Raw genomic sequence first — 21364 nt, 5'->3', positions numbered from 1 at the left:
CTGACAGCGGAAAGGACAGCCCGCGGACGCCGTCCGTTCCCGACGCGTGAGAGCATGAAAGTATGCCCAATTCCAGCCACCCCATGGTCGATGTCACCGACATCATCCGCATTGTGGGAGGTGCCGCGTTCCAGCGGGGACAGACCTACGCGAAGGACGGCGCAGTGAGCGTCCTCGCGTGGGACGCCGAATCCAGCATCCTGACCGGCAGGGTGCGCGGAAGCGCACCCACGGATTACCGCACCAAGCTGCGGCTCAGTGTGAAGGGTGACGGCCGCTTCCGGCCGCTCGAGAACCACTGCAGCTGCCCGGTCGGCGCGGACTGCAAGCACGTGGCGGCCACCGCGCTCCAGAGCAACACCGAGCATGTCCTCGCGCGGCAGGAAGCCTCGGCAGCGCCGGAGCCCCGCAGACTGCCGGACGGCTGGCAGGCATCACTCGGCGGCCTGATCGGGCAGCACGACGACGCCGGCACCGCCGTGACGTCGTCGCCGACGCCCCTCGGCCTCCAGTTCGAACTGCGCACGCCCGAAGTGGCGGTGCAGCGGTGGGGTTCCGCCGCTGACCGCCAGGGCCAGCGCACGCTCAACAGCCGCCTGGGCGTGCGGCCGGTCAGCCGGAACGGCAAGGGCAAGTGGATCAAGAACAACCTGTCCTGGGGAAGCATCAGTTACCAGACGTACGGCCTCACGCTGGATCCCGACCAGCACCGGTGGTTCTCCCAGTTCCCCGCGCTGCACCGCGGGACGGGCGTCAACTATTTCGGCAACAACGATTCCTGGCTGTACCTCGACGAGTTCAGCAACCCCCTGCTGTGGCACCTGCTCGAAGAGGCCCAGCGGCTCGGCATCGAATTCGTCGGCTCCAAGAAGTCCGTCACCATCGGACTGGGGCACCGGGCGACGCTGAGGCTCGACGCCACCGCCCTCGAGGACGGAACGCTCCAGCTGACGCCAGCCCTGGACATCGACGGGCAGTCGTGCCCGCCGGAAACAGCGCACGTGATCAGCAACCACGGTATCTACACCGTCGCACCTGATTCCACGATCACCCTGGCGCCCACGTCGAGGAAGCTCACCAAACAGGACATCGATCTCCTTCAGCGCGCACGGCCCGTCCTCATCCCACAGGACGAGACACCGTTGTTCCTCACCGAGTTCTATCCGTTGCTGCGACGTTCCTTTTCCGTCGGCAGCAGCGACGGCAGCGTCGAACTTCCCGAGATCGAGCCGCCGCTGCTCGTGCTCACCGCGGCGTACCGGCCCGACGGCGCTGTAGCACTGGAGTGGAACTTCGCCTACGTGCTCGGCGATGCGGTGCAGCGCCGTTCGCTGCGTGCGTCCGTCGGTTCCGGCCCCGGGTCCGATGACGGCTACCGGGATCCCGATGCCGAGGATGCGCTTTCCGCCGCAGCCCGTGCGGTCCTCGGCTCGATGCCGCTGAAATCCCTGCTGCTCGAGGACATGCAGGCCGTCGACTTCACCGAGACCGTGATCCCGCACCTGGAAGCAGTCGACGGCATCCGGGTGGAGGTGGTGGGCGAAAAGCCGGACTACCAGGAACTCACCGAGACGCCGAAGCTGACGATCAGCACCGTGGAGACGGATAACCGGGACTGGTTCGACCTGGGAGTGATGGTCACCGTCAGCGGCCGCACGATCCCCTTCGACTCGATCTTCCGCGCCCTCGCGCAGGGGCGGAAGAAGCTCAAGCTCGTCGATAACAGCTACCTGTCACTCGAACAGGACGTGTTCGACCAGCTTCGTGAGCTCATCGAGGAAGCCCGCTCGCTGAACGAGTGGGAAACCGGCTTCCAGATCAGCCGCTATCAGGCCGGCCTCTGGGCCGACCTGGAGGATCTCGCCGAAGACACCGTGCAGGCCCAGTCCTGGCGCAACTCCGTCAGCGGACTCCTCGAGTTGACGGAGGTTGCACCCACGGTGCAGCCCGAGGGGATCAAGGCCGACCTCCGCCCGTACCAGAAAGAGGGCTTCAACTGGCTTGCCTTCCTCTGGCGCCACAAGCTCGGCGGGGTGCTTGCTGATGACATGGGACTGGGCAAGACCCTGCAGGCCCTCGCGCTCATCGAACACGCAAGGGAGAGCGGTTTCCTCGACGCGCCATTCCTGGTGGTGGCCCCCACCTCGGTGGTGCCGAACTGGATCAGTGAAACCCGTCGTTTCGCTCCCGGCCTGAAAGTGGTCGCAATCACCGACACCCAGGGTGCCTCGGGGGTGCCGATCGCCGTGCAGGTGGGCGACGCCGACGTCGTCGTGACGTCCTACACCCTCTTCCGGCTGGACCTGCCGGCCTACCAGGAGCCCGGGTGGTCCGGTCTGATCCTCGACGAGGCGCAGTTCGTGAAGAACCGCGCCTCGAAGGTGCACCAGGCCGCCAAGGACTTCGACACCCCGTTCAAGCTCGCGATCACCGGTACTCCGATGGAGAACAACCTGATGGAGTTGTGGTCGCTTTTCAACATCGTGGCCCCCGGCCTGTTCCCCTCGGCACGCAAGTTCACCGAGGATTACCGGACTCCCATCGAGAAGATCGGCGACCACCGCCCACTGGTCCGGTTGCGGAAACGCATCCGGCCGCTGATGATGCGCCGCACCAAGGAAGCCGTGGCGTCCGACCTTCCGCCCAAACAGGAACAGGTGCTCGAGGTGGAACTCACGCCCGAGCACCGGCGCATCTACGAGACGTACCTCCAGCGTGAGCGCCAGAAGCTGCTGGGACTCATCGAGGATCTGAACCGCAACCGGATGATCGTGTTCCGGTCGCTGACGCTGCTCCGGATGCTGAGCCTCGATGCCTCGCTCGTGGATCCCGAACACGAGGGGGTGCCGTCCGCCAAGCTCGAGGTGCTGTTCGAGCACCTCGAGGACGTGATCGCCGAGGGACACCGGGCGCTCGTGTTCAGCCAGTTCACCTCCTACCTCAAGAAGGCTGCGGCGCAGCTCGACGCACGGGGTATCGAGTACGCGTACCTCGACGGTTCGACGCGCAGCCGCGGCGAGGTCATCGACAAGTTCAAGGACGGTAAGGCACCGGTGTTCCTCATCAGCCTCAAGGCGGGCGGATTCGGCCTGAACCTGACCGAGGCCGACTACTGCTTCCTGCTGGACCCCTGGTGGAATCCCGCCACCGAGGCGCAGGCCGTGGACCGCACGCACCGCATCGGGCAGACCAAGAACGTGATGGTCTACCGGATGGTGTCCAGGGGCACCATCGAGGAAAAGGTCATGAAGCTCAAGGAGCAGAAGGCCGCCCTGTTCACCTCGGTGATGGACGACGACGCCGTGTTCAGCTCAGCACTGACCGCCGACGACATCCGCGGCCTGCTCGAGGCCTGATCCGTTCGACGACGCCGGAGCGATCCGAGCGGTCAGATCACGCTGAAGCCGGACGGCAGTCGGCCGCGGCCGGTCAGGGCGGCCAGCAGGACCTCTCCTGACCCTGTTGCGCTCGCGATGGAGGCGGCGAGAAGCACCGAACCGGCGAGGGGCGCCCGGGGGATATCGGCATCGGCGTTGATGGCCCGGGTGATATCCAGTGAATGGACCACGAGTTCGAAGACCCGCGTCCGCAGGTACTCCCCGAGCGGCAGCGCGGCACCGCGGACCGCGATGATCCGCCCGGGGCGCTGGACGGCGAGCACTGCGAGGGCCCGTTCCCGCGCCGCCAGGATCGCCACGAGGGGATCCGCCCCCAGCCGTTCCCCTGCCTCGACACCGCGTAGGGCAACCTGTCCTGGATCGGTGGCCCCGGTAATGAAGGTGCTGAAGTACTCCTCGGCGCTGCCCACTGTCGGTGAATCCGGTTCCCCGAGCGCGAGGTATTCCTCAACCGTCGTCAGTGCACGGGCCGTGTGGCCCACGAGGGAGCGTACCGACCACGTCCCGAGGGCCGGCCGTTCCCAGTCCGCCGATAAGACCTGCCGGACCACGCCCACGAATGCTGCGGAGGCGTCAGTGAACTCCTGGCTGTGCTGCACTGCTTCACCCTTCACTGCGGCGGCAACAGCCCGGTACGAAGCACTTCGGCGAAGTCCGCCGGCCGCGTGGCGGGCCACCAGTGCCCGCCCTTGACGCGGAGCACCGTGAGGTCGTCGACCCAGGTGTCGAGTCCGTCGACGAGTGCTGGGGAAAGGAACGGGTCCTTGAGGGGCACCACCACCTGAACGGGCATGGACACCCGGGCGAACGGCGGAAGCGGCTCCTTCGAGAACAGGTTCGTCCGGTACAGCGCCAGGCCGCGCTCGGGGTTGTCATCGACGCTCCGGCGCACCGCGAATTCGTACCGTCGGGTGAGGAAGAGCCGCCATGCGGACTCCGGGAGGAGCGGAATCTGGAACGCGGCGACGTACCAGCTGCGCATCAACTGTCCCGCCAGCTGCGGCCAGCGCCGGGGAGTGCGGGCGGCCGCGCGCAGCCAGCGGCTGAAGTGGCGCAGGTCCGGGCCTGAAATACTCGTGAAGCCCGTGATGCGTCCGGCCGCCCGGGGATCCTGGATGGCCGCCCAGCCCTGGATCGATCCCCAGTCGTGGCCGGCCAGGTGGACCGAAGCGGAGTCCAGGGCATCGAGGACGGCAAAGAGATCATCGACGAGGGCTGCGAGCCTGTACGTCCCGGTTCCCCCGGAGGCTACGGACTGACCGGCATTGCGGGTGTCATAGGCGACGAGGTGGTGTGTCGGCGCGAGTTCCCGGAGAACGTCCTGGAACACGCGGTGATCGTCCGGGTAACCATGGACCAGCAGCAGCGAGGGAACGGACGGGTCCGGTTCCGGACCGTACTCGAAGACTGCGAGTTCGGCTCCTTTCGCGGACACCGTGCGTCGGCGCTCCCTGAGGACATCCATGCTTCCCCACACTACTGTTCGGACGGCGGTTCCGGGAGGGTACCGCCCCGGCCGGCTACGCGGGAACCCTGCCGGCCTCCAGAATGACGGTGCGGTCACTCACCGCGTCCGCGAAAGCGGTGTCGTGGGTGGCCAGGACGACGCCGCCGCCCCTGCCGGCATGGGCCCGGATGAGTTCGCCCATAAGATTGCGGCCGACGTCGTCGAGCCCTGCGGTGGGTTCGTCGAGCGCCCAGAGCCGCGGCCGGGTGGCGATCATCGACGCCACCGCCACGAGACGGCGCCGGACGAAATCCAGTTCGTACGGGTGCAGCCCCGAGTATTCGAGGAGTCCCACCTCCGCCAACGCCAGCCGGGCCTGCTCGAGTGCGGCCGCACGCTTCCTTCCTGCCGCTCTCGGCCCGTAGGACACTTCGCGCAGGACGGTCCGCTCGAACAACTGCTGGTCGGTGTTCTGGAACAGGTACCCGACCATTGCCGCGAGTTCCCCCGTCGGCCTGCGGCCCAGCGCCCGCCCGTCGATCCACACCGAACCCGAGGCGGGCCGGAGCAGTCCGTTGAGGTGTTGGAGCAGCGTCGATTTTCCCGACCCGTTCGGCCCGAGCAGTGCCACCACCTCGCCGCGGCAGAGGCGAAGATCGACCCGGGAGATTCCTGCCGGCGTTCCGGCTGGCGGCCGGGGGTGGGTGAAGGAAACACCGCGCAGCTCAGCGAGGACGCCGCCGTCCTTCGGGCCGACCGCCGGCACACCGGAGGGAAAGCCCGAAGGGTGGCTTGAGCGCTTGCTCGAGGCGTCGTCCGAAGCGGGATCGTGTAGATGACCGGAGGCAGTGCGTCGGGACCGCAGCCGGGGCGGCTCCCCCTCCAGGGCGATACCGTGGCGGCGCAGGCCGGCCTGCCGGGCATCGGCGAGTGTCCCTTCGAAGACGCGGCTTCCTTTCTCCAGGGCGAGGACCCTGGCATCCCCCGGTGGGCGTCTCGGCACCATCGGTTCGCAGATCACCAGCCCCGTCCCGTTGAACCTCAAGCGATCGAGGGCAGCCGCGACATCGGCGGCGGCACCGGCGTCCAGGCCCTGGAAAGGCTCATCGAGGATCAGCACCCGCGGTTCGGCGGCCAGTGCGGCCGCAATGACGGTTTTCTGCAGTTGCCCGCCGGAAAGCGTCCGCGGGTCGCGGTCCAGCAGGTCCGTCAGGTGGAGCCTTGCCGCGATGTCGTGGACCGCAGTCCGCAGTTGCCCGGCGGGCATCCCGGAGTTGGCCGGTCCGAAGGCGATTTCCTCGGCGACCGTCGAGGACATCATGGACAGTTGTCCCCAGGCGCCCTGCGCCACATAACCCACCCGGCTGCTCCACGCGGCAGGGTCGATCCTCGGGTGCGCTCCGTCCCCGAATTCGAGGCGGACTCCCCCGAGGGTCAGCGCACCGCGGAAGATCGTTCCGGCGTCGCCCCCGGTCCGCCCGGCCAGCAGGCGGGCGAGCGAGGTCTTCCCCGATCCGGAGGACCCCACCACGTGCACCTGTTCGCCCGCCTCGACGGTCAACGCGATGTCCGCGAGCGCGGGAGGGCCCTCGTCGTAGGTGAGGGACGCACATTCGAGGCTGATCATGCCGCCGGACCTATCGCGAACCACAGGCAGCTGAACAGGACGACTCCGCCCGTCATGGCCCAGCGTGCTGCCCGCTGGGCTGCGGAGTCGGTGTCAGGCAGGTAACTCGTGCGCCGGACCGTCGAGGAGAATCCCCTCGCTTCGAGCATGTGCGTGCGTTCGGAGGCGTCGACCAGCAACCCTGTCACCAGCGGTGTGCTCACCATGAGCAGCGCCTTGAATCGTCGAAGCCCGCCGCCGACCACCAGCCCGCGCGCTTCCTGGGCCCTGCGGATGTGCTGTGCCCGGATCACGACGGACGGAAGCAGGCCCACGGCCGAACCGATGACGAAGACAAGCTTCCGGTTCCACCCCCGGTGGGTCAGCGTGGACACCAGCTCGGGGATGCTCGCGGTCATCATGACGGTGAGCAGCGCACCCGAGAACACCGCCATGCGGAGCCCCATCAGCGCCGCGAACTCGAGCCCCTCCACGGTCACCCGTGCCGGCCCCCACTGGGCCAGCACCGAAGTCCCTTCGGGGAAGAACAGGCCGTGAAGCACCAGCGATGAGACGAGGAGGGGCGCCGCGACGACGGCGAGCGCGAGGCCGATACTGCGAGGCTTGCCGGACAGGAGGACGGCAGGGAGGATTCCGGCCACCAGGACCACGAATGAGAACTGCCAGCGGTTGACGACCAGCACGAGGACCACCACCAGGGTCGCCGCAAGCAGCTCCGTGAGTGGGTTGAAGATCCGGCGCCGGGGCATCCGCTACCCCCCGGAAGCGCCCGCAGCGGGTGCCGGGACACGGCCGGCAAGAACCCGGTTCCGCCGTACGAAGGGGAACTGGTTCCGGGCGCGTTCCGGAAGCGCGTACACGATGAGCGCAACGAGCGTGAACACGATCAGCTTGTCGATGGTGTCGGAGGTCAGGCCCTGCTTCGTCGCCGCGACGAGCAGGGAATCCCCCATCGCGCGGAAGGCCGCGACGATCGCATTCGTGCCCACCGTACCCGCGGCACCGAACAGGAATGCCGCCACCGGCGCCGCGACCAGTCCGCCCACAGCCCCGACCACGAGGCCTGCCAACGGTGCAAGGTAGACGCGCCGGAAAGCCCCGTACTTCGCGGCGGTGCCCGCGAGCAGGCCGATCAGTGCCGCGCCGGCGGCGAAGGGCAGCGCGAAGGGATTGAACAGGCCCCAGATCGCGTTGCTCAGCGCACCGGTCGCCGCACCGGCAGCGGGCCCGGCGAGGACTGCGACAAGCACGGTCCCGATGGCGTCGAGGTAGATCTGCAGGCCGAGGCTCCCCGCGGTCTGTCCGATGGCGATGTTCAGGGCGATGCCGAGGGGCATCACCACCAGCGAACTCGTGGTCAGCGTCGGCAGGATTCCGCCTACCAGCAATGCCCCGCCGCCAAGGAAACCGAAGAGGGAGACGAGGGACGCCACGCTCCCCCCGCCGCCCGCGATGTCGGCGGGCTGGACCAGCACCAGGTAGAGGTACGTCCCGGCGATGAGCAAGGCCCCGGCCGCGATCAGGGCGCGACGTGGACGGGATGCTTCCCGCTGGAGGGGCAGGGTCAGGGCTGAACTCACTTGCAATCCTTAGGCGCGTCGGGGCAGGGTAATGCACCTCATGTCACCTCGGCGCCGACCGCGCTCGATGCGCAGGCAGAGCCCAGTTTACCTGCGCCGGGCGGCGTCCCGCGTCCTGGCCAGCGCGGAAAGCCTGGCAATCATCAGGTCGAAGCATTCTCCCGGATGGTTCCCCGAGACCACCCGCGCGTTCGGCGGCTGCCTCCACATCCCGGTGAAGTCGCCGACAGTCTGTCCGATCGTCAGTCGTGAGTCCGTCTCGACGTCCACCGCGGCAAGGCGCGTGGTGTAGCGCGCCTCATCCGTTGCCACCATCGCGGCGAAGAGATCGTGCAGATGGGCCACGTACCCCTGGTCGTGCAGCCGGTGGAATTCCAGGTAGAAGCGGAGGGCATCGGACACGCAGGCGACCACCGGGTTCGCGTTGGTGCTCAGCGTGCCGGCGGCATCCTCCGGGGACACGCGTTCCCCTCCCGCACCGGCGGCACGGGACAACCGGTCGATGTGCTCCGGCCGGCACTCGATCCGCTCGGTGGTCTCCAGCGCGCACACCACCGGCAGCTTGTCCTCCGGCAGCCCCCGGTACGCAGCGAACACCTCCCGCGCGGCATGGGGATCCACGGACACGTTCCACTCCGCGACCGGGGTGGTGTTCCCGGGATAGTTGAAGGCGCCGCCCATGATCACGAGGCCCCGAAGGAGCTCCGGCAGTCGGGGTTCGGCCCGCAGGGCCAGGGCGAAGTTGGTCAGCGGCCCGGTGATCAGTCCGGTGATCTCGCCGGGACTGGCGCGCACGGTCTCCACCCAGACGTCGACGGCGTGGCGCGCCGAGACCTCCTGCCGCGCGGCGGGCAGCACTGCATATCCGATCCCCTGGTCCCCGTGCGTTTCCTCGGTGGTCACGAGCGGCACCTGGAGGGGAACCTCGCTCCCCAGGGCAACCTCGACCCCCTCGCAGCCGCCAAGTTCGAGCAACGCAAGGTTGTTCGCTGCGACCTGGGCGGCACCGACATTTCCGGCAGTGCACGTGATCGACTCAAGGGCCACCCCGGGTGTCGCCATCAGGTACAGCAGCGCAACGGCGTCGTCGATGCCGGTGTCGACGTCGACCAGCAGTCGCGTGTTCGGAGTGGTCCTCGCGGCGATCACGTCACCCTGCCGCCGAGGTGCGGAGCAGCTGCAGCCGGAGGGCGCGCGCAGTTTCCATGTGCACCCTCGCCATGCTGCGTGCGTCGTCGGCCCGGCGCTCGGCAACCGCCCGGATGAGCGCGTCATGCTCTCCGAGGACTTCCTGCCAACGGTTCCCGACGGACAGCGTGGAGCGAGGTGTATGGATGAGGTGGGTGGAGAGCCGCTGGAGCAGGTCCATGAGGATCGGGTTCCGGGCGGCCGCCCACAGGGTGGTGTGGAACTCGAGGTTGTTGGTGACCTTGGTGTTGTCGTCCGGGTCCACCACTGCCCGGTCCCGCTCCAGGAGGGCCTCGAGCCGCATCAGGTCCGCTGCTCCACGGTTGAGGGCAGCCTGGCCTGCGGCTTCCTCTTCGAGCATCACGCGCAGGTCGTAGATCTGGATGACTTCCTGGGGGTCGATCTGCGGCACCTGCAGTCCGCGCGCTGCACGCTCCAGGAGCCGCTCGTGCTGCAGGCGGCTCAGCGCCTCGCGGACGGGCGTGCGCGAGACCCCGAACCGCTCGGACACGACCACTTCCCGCAGCGCTGTCCCCGGCGGGTGCACTCCCGAGAGGATCTCGTTACGGAGGATCCGGAAGATCGCGTCGCCGTCCATCCGCGCCGACACCTCGGTCGATTCAGCCATGGTGCCTCCCTCGGGTGCTGTTGAGCGGTGGCGCTCCGGTGATGACGATGGTGTTCCGTCCGAACGAACGGGGCAGGGCAGTGGATGCCGGAAAGGCCTTCCACCACCCTGCCCTGGATTCCCGGCCGACGAGCTTCCTAGCCGACGAGCTGGCGCAGGACGTACTGCAGGATGCCGCCGTTCCGGTAGTAGTCGGCCTCACCCGGGGTGTCGATGCGGAGCACGGCGTCGAACGTGACCGCGTCGCCGCTCTCCGGGGTCGCGGTGACCCTGACCGTCGCCGGCGTCCGGCCCTCGTTCAGCTCGGTCACGCCGTGTACCGAGAACGTCTCGGTACCGGTGAGACCGAGGCTTTCGGCGTTCTGGCCCTCCGGGTACTGCAGCGGCAGCACTCCCATGCCGATGAGGTTGGAGCGGTGGATGCGCTCGTAGCTCTCCGCGACAACTGCCTTGACGCCCAGGAGGGCGGTGCCCTTGGCTGCCCAGTCACGCGACGATCCCGATCCGTACTCCTTGCCGGCGAGCACCACGAGCGGCGTTCCTGCCGCGCGGTAGTTCTCGGTGGCGTCGTAGACGGCGGTCTGCGGTGCATCGGGCTGGGAGAAGTCCCGCGTGAAGCCGCCCTCTACCCCATCGAGGAGCTGGTTCTTGATGCGGATGTTCGCGAAGGTGCCACGGATCATCACCTCGTGGTTTCCGCGGCGCGATCCGAAGGAGTTGAAGTCCTTGCGCTCCACACCCTTCTCGAGCAGGTACTTTCCTGCCGGGGTGTCGGACTTGAACGAGCCTGCGGGGCTGATGTGATCGGTAGTGACCGAATCGCCGAGCTTCAGGAGCACGCGTGCGCCGTCGATATCCTCGACCAGCTCGGCCTCGGGCTTCATTCCGTCGAAGTACGGCGGCTTCCGGACGTAGGTCGATTCCGGATCCCAGGCGAAGGTGGCGCCGGCGGGTGTGGGCAGCGACTGCCACCGCTCGTCGCCGTCGAAGATGGCTCCGTAGCTTGCCGTGAACATTTCCTCGTTGATCGAGGAGTCCATGACCTGCTGCACCTCGACCGGGTTGGGCCAGATGTCCTTCAGGAAGATATCGGTCCCGGATTCGTCCTGGCCCAGGGGCTCGGTGTCGAAGTCGAAGTCCATGGTCCCTGCCAGGGCGTACGCGACGACGAGCGGCGGGGAGGCCAGGTAGTTCATCTTCACATCGGGGTTGATGCGGCCCTCGAAGTTGCGGTTTCCGGACAGGACGGCGGTCACGGCGAGGTCGTTGTCCTGGATTGCCTGCGAGATTTCCTCGTCGAGGGGGCCGGAGTTGCCGATGCACGTGGCGCAACCGTATCCGACGACGAAGAAGCCGAGCTTCTCGAGGTAGGGAATGAGGCCCGACTTCTCGTAGTAGTCGGTGACGACCTTCGATCCGGGGGCGACCGACGTCTTGACCCAGGGCTTGGAGACCAGGCCCTTCTCCACCGCGTTGCGCGCCAACACGGCGGCGGCGAGCATCACCGAGGGGTTGGAGGTGTTGGTGCACGAGGTGATCGATGCGATGCTGACCGCGCCGTGGTCGATCTCGAACTCGCGGCCGTCCTTCAGGGAGACGGTCACCTTCTTCGACGGGCGGCTGGCGGCGCCTTCTCCCTCGGACACGGTCTCGCGGGGCTTGGCGTTCTCGTCGATCGTGGTCGATGACATGCCTGCGGTGAAACTCGGGCTGTCCGACGCGGGGAAGCTTTCCTCCGACGCCTCGTCCACCGTTCCCCTCGCAGCCTCGGCGATATCGGGATCATTGGAGTAGTTGCGCAGGTCCTCGCGGAACTGGCTCTTCGACTTGGTGAGCGCCACGCGGTCCTGCGGCCGCTTGGGACCGGCGATCGACGGGACCACTGTGGAGAGATCGAGCTCCAGGTACTCCGAGAACCGGATGTCCTTCGACGGATCGTGCCACAGCCCCTGTTCCTTGGCGTACGCCTCGACGAGTGCCACGTTCTCCGCCGGACGCCCGGTGAGGCGCAGGTAGTCGAGCGTGACGTCGTCGATGGGGAACATCGCGGCGGTGGAACCGAACTCGGGGCTCATGTTGCCGATGGTGGCGCGGTTGGCCAGCGGCACTGCGGCAACGCCTTCGCCGTAGAACTCCACGAACTTGCCGACGACACCGTGTTTGCGCAGCTGCTGGGTGATGGTCAGCACGACGTCGGTGGCGGTGGCACCGGCGGGAATCTCACCGGTGAGCTTGAAACCGACGACGCGCGGAATCAGCATGGAGACGGGCTGGCCGAGCATGGCGGCCTCGGCCTCGATGCCGCCGACGCCCCAGCCGAGCACTCCGAGGCCGTTGACCATGGTGGTGTGTGAATCGGTGCCGACGCAGGTATCCGGGTAGGCGCGGAGGACTTTCACTCCGTCGACGTCGACTTCGCGGGTCATGACGGTGCGGGCGAGGTATTCGAGATTGACCTGGTGGACGATGCCCATTCCGGGCGGTACCACCTTGAAGTCATCGAACGCCGTCTGGCCCCAGCGCAGGAACTGGTACCGCTCACCGTTGCGCTGGTATTCGATCTCCATGTTGCGCTCGAGGGCACCGGCGTTGCCGAAGGCGTCGATCTGGACGGAGTGGTCGATGACCAGTTCGGCGGGCGCCAGCGGGTTCACGCGGGTGGGATCTCCGCCGAGCTCCGCCACCGCTTCGCGCATCGTCGCCAGGTCCACCACGCAGGGGACACCGGTGAAGTCCTGCATGATGACGCGTGCCGGCGTGAACTGGATCTCGGTACTGGGCTGTGCGTCGGCGTCCCACTGGGCGAGCGCCCGGACATGGTCCGCCGTGATGTTGGCTCCGTCTTCGGTGCGCAACAGGTTTTCCAGCAGTACCTTGAGGCTGTACGGGAGACGCTCGGAGCCCTCCACCGCATTCAGCCGGAAAATCTCGTACTCGGCGCCGGCTACATCAAGTGTGCCCTTTGAGCCGAATGAATCCGCTGTCGTCATGACAGGGCTCCCTTCAATGGAATGTCGTGTGTCACCAATTCTATTACGCATCACCCTGCAATGTATACATTCGTACACATCACGTCCGGAGGGGCCCGGATGCGGCATGGCCTCCGGCGTGCCGGTGCGTCTCGCTGCGAGCCGGTTCAGAGGAAGGTGTCCCTGAAAAACCGGAGCCTCCGGGGTTAGGCTGAAGCACGATCGACACCGCATCCAAAGGGGAATCACCGTGACGAAGCCACCCTCTCCAACACCCGGAACCCATAACGACGGCGCCCCCGCGCACGACCGGCGGGAGGATGTTCTGGAACCGCGCAGCGGGACCTCCGGACATCCCGCGGACAACATCCGGGAGCAGCAGGGCAACCATGAGGGGGGCATGGTCCCGGCCAGTTACACGGGTGACGGTAAACCCCTGCACTCCGAGGACGACCTCTCCCCCGAGGATGCCGCTGAGCGTGCTGAGGAATGGGACGCCGAGGCCTGACACCGCATCCGGTCCCGCAGACGATGCAACCTTCGCGCTACCCTCCAGGCGGTATCTTGGACCCATGCTCCGCTGGATGTCGGTAGGCATTCCTCGACCGTCGTCTCCGGGGTTCAGTTCTGCCCCGGCCCCGTAAGGCCGGGCGGCGATCAACAGAAAAGGGAATCACATGCCTGGGAACAAAGCCGTTGCCTACAAGGGACCTGGAAAAGTTGAAGTCATCGATATCGATTACCCCACCTTCGAGCTCAAGGACGGGCCGGGCGTCAACCCGGCGAATATCGGCCGGAAACTCAACCATGGCGTCATCCTGAAGACGGTAACGACCAATATCTGCGGATCGGACCAGCACATGGTCCGCGGGCGCACCACGGCACCGTCCGACCTCGTGCTCGGACACGAGATCACCGGCGAGGTCGTGGAGGTGGGGCCGGACGTCGAATTCATCAAGGTGGGTGACATCTGCTCGGTCCCCTTCAACATCTCCTGTGGCCGGTGCCGCAACTGCAAGGAGCGCAAGACCGGCATCTGCCTCAACGTGAATCCCGCCCGCCCCGGAGCCGCATACGGCTACGTGGACATGGGGGGCTGGGTCGGAGGGCAGGCGGAGTACGTCCTGGTGCCCTACGCCGACTGGAACCTGCTGAAGTTCCCGGACCGGGATCAGGCCCTCGAGAAGATCCTGGACCTCACCATGCTCTCCGATATCTTCCCCACGGGATTCCACGGCGCGGTGACGTCGGGAGTGGGAGTGGGTTCCACTGTCTATATCGCAGGGGCCGGTCCCGTCGGCCTTGCCGCTGCGGTTTCAGCGCAACTGCTGGGCGCCGCCGTCGTGATCGTGGGTGATCTCAACGAGGGGCGCCTCGCGCAGGCCCGCAGTTTCGGGTGCGAGACCGTCGACGTATCGAAGGGCGATCCCCGGGACCAGATCGAGCAGCTTCTCGGGGTTCCCGAGGTCGACTGCGGCGTGGATGCGGTGGGCTTCGAGGCGCGCGGGCATGGCGCGGGCTCGTCGAGCGAGGCCCCGGCAACTGTGCTGAACTCCCTCATGGAGGTCACGACCGCCGGTGGCGCGCTGGGCATTCCGGGGCTCTACGTCACGGGCGATCCAGGGGCGGTGGACGATGCGGCCAAGGTGGGATCGCTGTCCATCAGTCTCGGTACCGGGTGGGCGAAATCACTGTCCTTCACCACGGGCCAATGTCCCGTCATGAAGTACAACCGGGGGCTCATGATGGCGATCCTGCATGACAAGGTCTCCATCGCGAAGGCAGTGAACGCGAAGGCGATCGGTCTCGACGAGGCGCCGCGTGGCTATGAGGAGTTCGACGCCGGCGCGGCGACCAAGTACGTCCTCGACCCCCACGGGTACGTAGCGGCGTAGCCGTCCCCCGCCGCCCCGATGGCAGGGCAGCGCACCGGCAGGAGCAGCACGCTCGATCGGTTGGCCTGCAGTGATGGCTGCGGGCCAACCGGACGATTTCTCCACCCTGCTGTCCTGCCGCAGTCCTCCACTGTGCCCGGGGGTTCTGGATGCCGGATACGTGCGAGGCCGCCGAGCTGAACTACCGGAACAGCGACTCGCCGAGCAGACCGGCCAGCAGCTCCTTCTGTTGCGGGGTGGTGCGCTCCAGGCGGCCCGTCGCCGTGTCCAGGAATGCCAGTACGGTCTGTGCCTTGACGCAGACCTCATTCGTCACCGGGTCAACCACCAGGTAGTCCATGGTGAGGCTCGCCGGCTTGATGGCACTGATCCAGACGTCCACATGAACGGGTGCGCCCCGGTATTCGAGGGAAGCGGTGTAGCGCACGCGATGCTCGACGACGAGCGCCTGCACGCCGTGCGCGATGCCCGAGAACAGGGACACCTGCCCGGCCGGCGCCTCCAGGGTCCCGGCCCCGGTCCCTGCGGGCGCGCCGAAGACCGAGATCCGCGCCTCTTCGAGGATTCGCAGCACCTGCACGTTGTTGACATGCCCGTAGGCGTCCATGTCGCTCCACCGGAGCGCAATGGCGCAGCGGAGCGCGACCGAAGGGGCGGGGTTCATCCATCTGTTGTATCCCATTTCCTGCCCCGCATGACGGCTTCGGCAGCACCAGGCGGCGGCAGCGTGGCATACGGGCAACACTTTCGCCACTTTATCCCCAGCCAGCGAACGCAAAGTCAAGCACCGTTCGATCTCGGTTTGGCAACGATCAAATTATGCTCTAGGGTGGGGGAAGTTCCCCGGTAGGGGATCCCACAAAGTTGCCGGTTTTTACCGCGCAATCGCATATGCCCGGCGCCGCCCTCCACCGCATGCTGCTCATGTGGCGGTCGCCAACCAAGACCACTAAACGTCAAGGGTGAGCAGCGGCGCAACGAACTCCGGGGACGGAACGAGTGCGGGTGGCCTTTTGGAGCATCGTACCCATGAAGAATCAGAAACTTGTTACTAACGCGCGCCGCGGCCTTGCCGGTCTCGCACTCTCCGGCCTTGCACTCGGAGCCGCAGCAGGCTCCGCCAATGCAGCTCCCGCCAGCGACTGGGACCGCCTCGCACAGTGCGAGAGCGGCGGAAACTGGGGCATCAACACCGGAAACGGCTTCTCCGGCGGGCTTCAGTTCACGCCTTCCACCTGGGCGGCATTCGGCGGCCAGGGCGCACCCCAGAACGCATCCCGCGAACAGCAGATCGCTGTCGCCGAGAACGTTCTCGCCGGTCAGGGCTGGGGCGCATGGCCCGCCTGCTCCGCAAAGCTCGGCCTGAACGGCGCAGCCGCTCCCGGCAGCGTCTCGTTCCAGCAGAATGCCGCTGCCGTAGCGCCCGCTCCCGTAGCGCAGGTTCCGGTTCAGGCCAAGGCCCCCGTCGTGGCCCAGGCCCCCGTCGTAGCCCAGGCTCCCGTCGTGGCCCAGGCCCCCGTCGTAGCCCAGGCTCCCGTCGTAGTCCAGGCTCCGGTCGTAGTCCAGGCTCCCGTCCAGGCCGTCGCACCAGCCCCGGCTGCTGCAGCTCCTGCCGCCGTGGCCGCACCGGTCCACACTCCCGTAGCCGCGGCTCCTGCGCTGAGCGGCGAGACCTACACCATCCAGGCCGGCGATACGCTCCACATCATCGCCACCAAGCTCGGCGTAACCGGTGGGTGGCAGGCTCTGTATGCAGCCAATGCCGACACCGTCATCCACGCTGACCTCATCTTCACCGGTGCCGTACTGCAGCTCCCCGCCTAGGGAACAGTCCCCACCGTCTCGTCGGGCTGGTTGATCCGGTTCGTCGGGCCTTAGAGAACCCCCGCCTCCTTCGGGAGCGGGGGTTCTCTGCGTTCAATCGGCAATGCTCCTCGATCCGTGCCACCGAGAGAGAGCCTGCTACGCAAGGCCGGCGCGTTTGAGGGCTTCCGCCATTGCCCCGGTTGACGGTACTCCGTCCCCGCCAGGGCGTGGAGCCGCCTTTCTGTCCCTCCCGGGCGCCGGCACACCGGCGCCGCCCCTGCGCCCCGCACCCCTAAGGTCGGCGCCGTCCCCGCGCCCCGTGCCCTTAGGGTCCGGGCCGGCGGCCGGCTCGTCGCTCCGCCGTCGTCCGCTCCCGCCCGAACGAACCGGCTCCCTGTTCGGCACCCGTGCGGCGTCGTCGTCGAGGCGCATCGTGAGGGCGATTCTCTTGCGCTCGGTATCGGCGTCCACCACGCGGACCCGCACCACCTGGCCGGATCGGACCACCTGGTGTGGATCACCCACAAAGCGGTCCGCCATCGCAGACACGTGGACGAGGCCGTCCTGGTGCACTCCCACATCGACGAAAGCGCCGAAGGCCGCGACGTTGGTCACCACGCCGTCGAGGATCATGCCGGGAACCAGGTCCGAGATCTGCTCCACCCCTTCCTGGAAGGATGCGGTGGTGAATCCGGGCCTGGGGTCGCGGGCCGGCTTCTCCAGTTCCGCCAGGATGTCCAGGACCGTCGGCAGGCCGAAACCCGCGCTGACGAACTCCTGCGGATCGAGGGTACGAACCGGGGCGCCCGCTGCGGCGGCAAGCATCCTGCGGGCGAGGGGGTAGGCTTCCGGGTGCACGCTCGAGGCGTCGAGGGATTCCGCCCCGCCGCTCACCCGCAGGAATCCCGCGCATTGCTCGAATGCTTTCGCACCGAGCCGTGGAACCTTGAGGAGATCGGCGCGCCGGAGGAACGGCCCGTTCGTGTTGCGGTGGGCGACGATGTTTTCGCTCAGGAGCGTTCCGACGCCCGCAACCCTGGCCAGCAGCGCAGGGGATGCAGTATTAACGTCGACTCCCACCGCGTTGACGCAGTCCTCGATCACTGCGGCGAGGGACCGCTCCAGCTTCGCTGGAGCCACGTCGTGCTGGTACTGGCCGACGCCGATCGATCTCGGATCGATCTTCACGAGCTCGGCGAGCGGGTCCTGCAGCCTGCGCGCTATCGATACGGCTCCGCGCAGCGACACGTCCATACCCGGCAGCTCGGCCGAGGCGAGCGCCGAGGCCGAATAGACGGAGGCCCCTGCCTCGGACACCACCAGCTTCTGGAGCTTTCGCCCCGGCAGCCGATGCAGGAGTTCCGAGGCCAGCTTGTCCGTTTCACGGGAGGCCGTGCCGTTGCCGATGGCGAGGAGTTCGACGCCGTGCCTTTCGATCAGCCCGGTCAGCGTCGACAGTGCGCCCTCCCAGTTGTTCCGCGGCGCATGCGGATAGACCGTCTCGGTGGCCACCGCCCGGCCCGTGCCGTCCACTACTGCAACTTTCACGCCGGTCCGCAGGCCTGGGTCGAGGCCGAGTGCCGGTCGACTTCCGGCAGGCGCCGCCAGCAGGACATCGCGCAGGTTCGCGGCGAACACCCGGACGGCCTCGGTCTCGGCATTCTGGAAAAGCCGTGCCCGGACATCCAGTGAAAGCTTGGTGAGGATGCGCCGCCAGGCCTGCTGGACGGTCTGCAGAAGCCACGCGTCGGAGGGGCGCCCGCGGTCCGTCACGCCGAGCGCCCTTGCGACAGCGTTTTCGAAACCGGCGCGGGCCGCCACGAGGGCTGCGGGATCGGACGGCGGCGCCTCGTGCACAGTCACCTCGAGCACGCCTTCCTTCTCGCCCCGGAACAAGGCCAGGACGCGGTGGGAAGGCATTGATGCGGGAGCCTGGACGAAGTCGAAGTAGTCGCGGAACTTCTGGCCGCCAACTTCCTGCTCTCTGGCTACCTGGCTACGAAGCACCCCCTTGCTCCACAGCCGTTCCCGAGCCGCCGTGAGGAGGTCTGCGTTCTGCGCGGCACGCTCCAGAAGGATGGCGCGCGCGCCGGCGAGCGCGTCCTCCGGGGTCGGCACCGCACCGCCCAGATACCGCATGGCTTCGACGCCGGGTTCAAGGGCAGGTCGGGCGAGGAGGGCGTCGGCCAACGGCTCGAGACCCGCCTCGCGCGCCGCCTGGGCTTTGGTCCGGCGCGTCGTCCGGTACGGCAGGTAGACGTCCTCGAGCCTCGATTTGGTGTCGGCGTCACTGATGAGCCTGTCGAGCTCGGGAGTCAGCTTCCCCTGCGCCTGGATCGCCTCGCGGATGGTCCGCCGTCGTTCCTCGAGTTCGCGCAGGTAGCGCAACCGCTCATCGAGGGTGCGCAGGTCGGTGTCGTCCAGCGTCCCCGTCAGCTCCTTGCGGTACCGGGCGATGAACGGGACGGTGGCGCCGGAATCGAGCAATTCCACCGCTGCCCGGACCTGCCAGGGCCGAACTCCGATCTCGCGGGCGAGCTGGTCGAAAAGGGCGGAGTCCGGGGACGGGGATCGGGGGTTCACTTGTGCAATTGTCCCCTACTCCGCTGGAGTGGAACGATTGTGCCCGGAAGTCAGCGGGCTCAGGCGCAGGTTTCCTCGTCGATGGTGATGTTGAGGTTGTGCGGCACCGAATACTCGCGGTCCGGAGTGGAGAAGTTCACCAGCACGTTCTCGGCCGTTCCGCGCTGGACACCCTCGTCGAGTTGGACGGCCACCACGATGTTGATGTGCTGGTCCGGTTCGAAGAGGTACCCGTTCGCAGGAACGGGCTCCACCGAGAAGGTGCTCGGAGCCGACGCCGAAGGTTCTGGTGTCGGAACTTCCTCATGCTCCGCGTGGGCACTCGGCCCTGCTCCGTGATTGCCATGGCCCTCACGGTTGGCCGGCGTGATTTCGGCGGAGACCGCCGTGAGTCCCTCGGGCGAACCGAGGCTGATGTCGCCGAAGACGAAACTCTGCAGGGTGGGGTTGTGAAGCATCACCGTGTACGTGAGGACACCGCCTTCCGGCTGGACGCCGCACAGCTTCGCGCCGTCGGCACCGACGTTGAGCGGGTCGTCCCCCAGGTTCTCCCCCAGGAAGGTGGCGTCCGCCGCGCTCTCGCCGGAGAACGGCTCGCCTTCGGCGCTCCGGCCACCGTCCTGCTCCGCGGCATCCGGTCCGGCATCGCCCTGGACGTCCCGCGCCGTGTTGACGTCGAGCGGGTTGTCCTCGGCCACCGCGCATCCGGACATCAGCGTGAGGGAAAGGACTCCCGCAGTGAGGAACCCGCCCGTCCTGTACCTGGATCTCGTCACGCCCGTGCCACCTGTTCGATAATTTGCCGGTTGCCGCGGCCGTCGGGACTGCGGCGTCTCTGGTTGTCATTCGCCGCGACGAGCCTCCCGGCTTGGTCGCTGCCCCGAAAATCTCGGTCGACGTTTCGGATTACGCTAGCCGAGGGGCTTGCCTCCGGTCACACCCAGCACCTCACCCGAGACGTAGCGTGCGTCGTTCGACGCCAGGAACACGAAGGCCCCGGCAACCTCCGCGGGCTGGCCCATCCGTCCCAGCGGCGTGTCCTTCCCGAAGCTCTCGAGCTTCTCCGATGTGGTGGTGGCGGGCTGAAGCGGGGTCCAGATGGGCCCCGGCGCCACCGCGTTCACCCGGATGCCCCGTTCGCCCAGGAGCTCGGCGAGGCTGACGGTCAGGTTGTTGAGTGCTGCCTTCGTGGCCGCGTAGTCCATGAGGCTCGTCGACGGCTGGTAACCCTGCACCGACGTCGTGTTGATGATGCTCGCGCCCGCCGACAGGTGCGGAAGTGCTGCCTGGATGAGCCAGATCGTCCCGAACACGTTCGTTTCGAAGGTTCTCCTCAACTGGTCCGCGTCGATGTCCCCGATCCCGCCCGGTTGAGCGATATGGAACCCGGCATTGTTGACGAGGATGTCCAGTCCGCCCAGGCCTTCGACGACGCGGTCGACCGCCGCCCGCGAGTAGGCCTCCTCGCGGAGGTCCCCGGGAACCGCCAGGGCCTTGCGCCCCTCGGCCTCGATGAGTTCACAGCAACTGCGGCCGTCCTCCTCCTCCTCGGGCAGGTACCCGATGGCGACGTCGGCGCCCTCCCGGGCGAAGGCCAGCGCGGTCGCGCGGCCGATGCCGGAATCCCCGCCGGTGATGAAAGCCCTGCGGCCCTCGAGCCGCCCGCTTCCCCGGTAGCTGCCCTCTCCGTGGTCGGGCCGGGGATCCATCCGTTCGGTGAATCCCGGGTACTCCTGGAGTTGGGTCGAGGCATCGACGTCGGGCCCCCTCGGATCGGATCGGTCGAGCGTATTTTCCGGACCGTCTGCCATGCCGTGCTCCTCGGATGTCGGGACCTGCGGGAACAATAAGCCTACTGTCCATATTTCCGGAGCGGGAGTTTCGCCGTCATTGTGTTTAGCCCGGCAGTCCTCTAGTAATGGACTATGACAGTGATGCTGAGGTCCCTCGAAACCGCCGTGCCCGAAACGGTCATGAAGCAGCCCCAGGTCCGCGATGCCTTCGCCGCGCAGCCCGACCTCACCCGGCTCGGCACCCGGCTCGTCAACACGGCGTTCGACTCCTCGGGAATCGATACCCGGTACACGGTGGTGAAGGAACTGACACTGGACAGCGAGTCCGAGCACCCCGTCTTCTTCGACAGGGGTCAGATGCGCATCCTCTCGCCCAGTACCAAGACCCGCAACGAGGTGTACGCGGAGGAGGGCACCAAGCTCTTCATCGAGGCCGGCCGCAAGGCCCTC

16 protein-coding genes and 1 pseudogene are annotated in these 21364 nt (G+C 67.3%); 5 read left to right on the top strand and 12 right to left on the bottom strand.

What is annotated here, in order from left to right; all coding sequences use genetic code 11:
* The first annotated feature begins 62 nt into the window (after positions 1-62).
* Positions 63-3356 carry a DEAD/DEAH box helicase gene (locus tag IWX75_RS06345; protein ID WP_196821412.1) on the top strand — a complete coding sequence of 1098 codons (3294 nt, stop codon included), beginning with the start codon at positions 63-65 and terminating at the stop codon, positions 3354-3356.
* A 32-nt stretch (positions 3357-3388) separates the two neighbouring features.
* Here IWX75_RS06345 and IWX75_RS06340 read toward each other — a convergent pair whose 3' ends face one another.
* The 8 genes from IWX75_RS06340 to IWX75_RS06305 form a co-directional block, all read right to left on the bottom strand.
* Positions 3389-3997, bottom strand: coding sequence for a maleylpyruvate isomerase N-terminal domain-containing protein (locus tag IWX75_RS06340; RefSeq protein WP_196821411.1), 609 nt, complete (start codon positions 3995-3997; stop codon positions 3389-3391).
* Positions 3998-4008: 11 nt separating this feature from the next.
* Positions 4009-4863, bottom strand: a complete 855-nt coding sequence (locus IWX75_RS06335) for an alpha/beta fold hydrolase (RefSeq protein ID WP_196821410.1) — start codon at positions 4861-4863, stop codon at positions 4009-4011.
* 55 nt (positions 4864-4918) lie between these two features.
* On the bottom strand, positions 4919-6472 hold the full coding sequence (locus tag IWX75_RS06330; protein ID WP_196821409.1) for an ABC transporter ATP-binding protein: 1554 nt from the start codon (positions 6470-6472) through the stop codon (positions 4919-4921).
* Positions 6469-7221, bottom strand: a complete 753-nt coding sequence (locus tag IWX75_RS06325; protein ID WP_196821408.1) for an energy-coupling factor transporter transmembrane component T — start codon at positions 7219-7221, stop codon at positions 6469-6471. The genes IWX75_RS06330 and IWX75_RS06325 overlap by 4 nt, the downstream gene beginning before the upstream one ends.
* Before the next feature lie 3 nt (positions 7222-7224).
* On the bottom strand, positions 7225-8052 hold the full coding sequence (locus IWX75_RS06320; RefSeq protein ID WP_196821407.1) for an ECF transporter S component: 828 nt from the start codon (positions 8050-8052) through the stop codon (positions 7225-7227).
* Between the two features lie 87 nt (positions 8053-8139).
* Positions 8140-9114, bottom strand: a complete 975-nt coding sequence (locus IWX75_RS06315; protein WP_442858959.1) for a nucleoside hydrolase — start codon at positions 9112-9114, stop codon at positions 8140-8142.
* An 88-nt stretch (positions 9115-9202) separates the two neighbouring features.
* Positions 9203-9868 carry a GntR family transcriptional regulator gene (locus IWX75_RS06310; protein WP_196821406.1) on the bottom strand — a complete coding sequence of 222 codons (666 nt, stop codon included), beginning with the start codon at positions 9866-9868 and terminating at the stop codon, positions 9203-9205.
* 137 nt (positions 9869-10005) lie between these two features.
* A complete protein-coding gene (locus IWX75_RS06305; RefSeq protein ID WP_196821405.1) occupies positions 10006-12858 on the bottom strand; it encodes an aconitate hydratase in 2853 nt (950 codons plus the stop codon).
* 229 nt (positions 12859-13087) lie between these two features.
* Between IWX75_RS06305 and IWX75_RS06300 the strand changes: the two genes are divergently transcribed.
* Together IWX75_RS06300 and fdhA are read left to right on the top strand one after the other, a co-directional pair.
* Positions 13088-13345, top strand: a complete 258-nt coding sequence (locus tag IWX75_RS06300) for a hypothetical protein (protein WP_196821404.1) — start codon at positions 13088-13090, stop codon at positions 13343-13345.
* Between the two features lie 169 nt (positions 13346-13514).
* The gene (gene fdhA, locus IWX75_RS06295; protein WP_196821403.1) at positions 13515-14732 is read left to right on the top strand and encodes a formaldehyde dehydrogenase, glutathione-independent; all 1218 of its coding nucleotides are present in this window, start codon (positions 13515-13517) and stop codon (positions 14730-14732) included.
* A gap of 181 nt (positions 14733-14913) precedes the next feature.
* Here fdhA and IWX75_RS06290 read toward each other — a convergent pair whose 3' ends face one another.
* Positions 14914-15414: an acyl-CoA thioesterase gene (locus tag IWX75_RS06290; RefSeq protein ID WP_334684153.1), complete on the bottom strand. Its 501-nt coding sequence runs from the start codon at positions 15412-15414 to the stop codon at positions 14914-14916.
* Positions 15415-15761: 347 nt separating this feature from the next.
* On the opposite strand from IWX75_RS06290, the gene IWX75_RS06285 reads away from it, so the two are divergent.
* Positions 15762-16556: a transglycosylase family protein gene (locus IWX75_RS06285; RefSeq protein WP_196821402.1), complete on the top strand. Its 795-nt coding sequence runs from the start codon at positions 15762-15764 to the stop codon at positions 16554-16556.
* A gap of 138 nt (positions 16557-16694) precedes the next feature.
* On the opposite strand, the gene IWX75_RS06280 is transcribed toward IWX75_RS06285, so the two are convergent.
* From IWX75_RS06280 to IWX75_RS06270, 3 genes are all read right to left on the bottom strand, one after another.
* Positions 16695-19130: a Tex family protein gene (locus IWX75_RS06280; RefSeq protein ID WP_196821777.1), complete on the bottom strand. Its 2436-nt coding sequence runs from the start codon at positions 19128-19130 to the stop codon at positions 16695-16697.
* 50 nt (positions 19131-19180) lie between these two features.
* Positions 19181-19897: a hypothetical protein gene (locus IWX75_RS06275; RefSeq protein ID WP_196821401.1), complete on the bottom strand. Its 717-nt coding sequence runs from the start codon at positions 19895-19897 to the stop codon at positions 19181-19183.
* A 135-nt stretch (positions 19898-20032) separates the two neighbouring features.
* Positions 20033-20932 (bottom strand): SDR family oxidoreductase, encoded by a 900-nt coding sequence (locus IWX75_RS06270; protein ID WP_196821400.1) that lies wholly within the window; start codon positions 20930-20932, stop codon positions 20033-20035.
* A 114-nt stretch (positions 20933-21046) separates the two neighbouring features.
* Here IWX75_RS06270 and IWX75_RS06265 point away from each other — a divergent pair.
* A pseudogene (locus tag IWX75_RS06265) lies at positions 21047-21364 on the top strand (type III polyketide synthase); the annotation flags it as partial.

It is taken from the genome of Arthrobacter sp. CAN_A6, from assembly GCF_015751715.1.
GTDB lineage: Bacteria > Actinomycetota > Actinomycetes > Actinomycetales > Micrococcaceae > Arthrobacter_D.
This window is presented reverse-complemented; position numbering and strand designations above follow the sequence as displayed.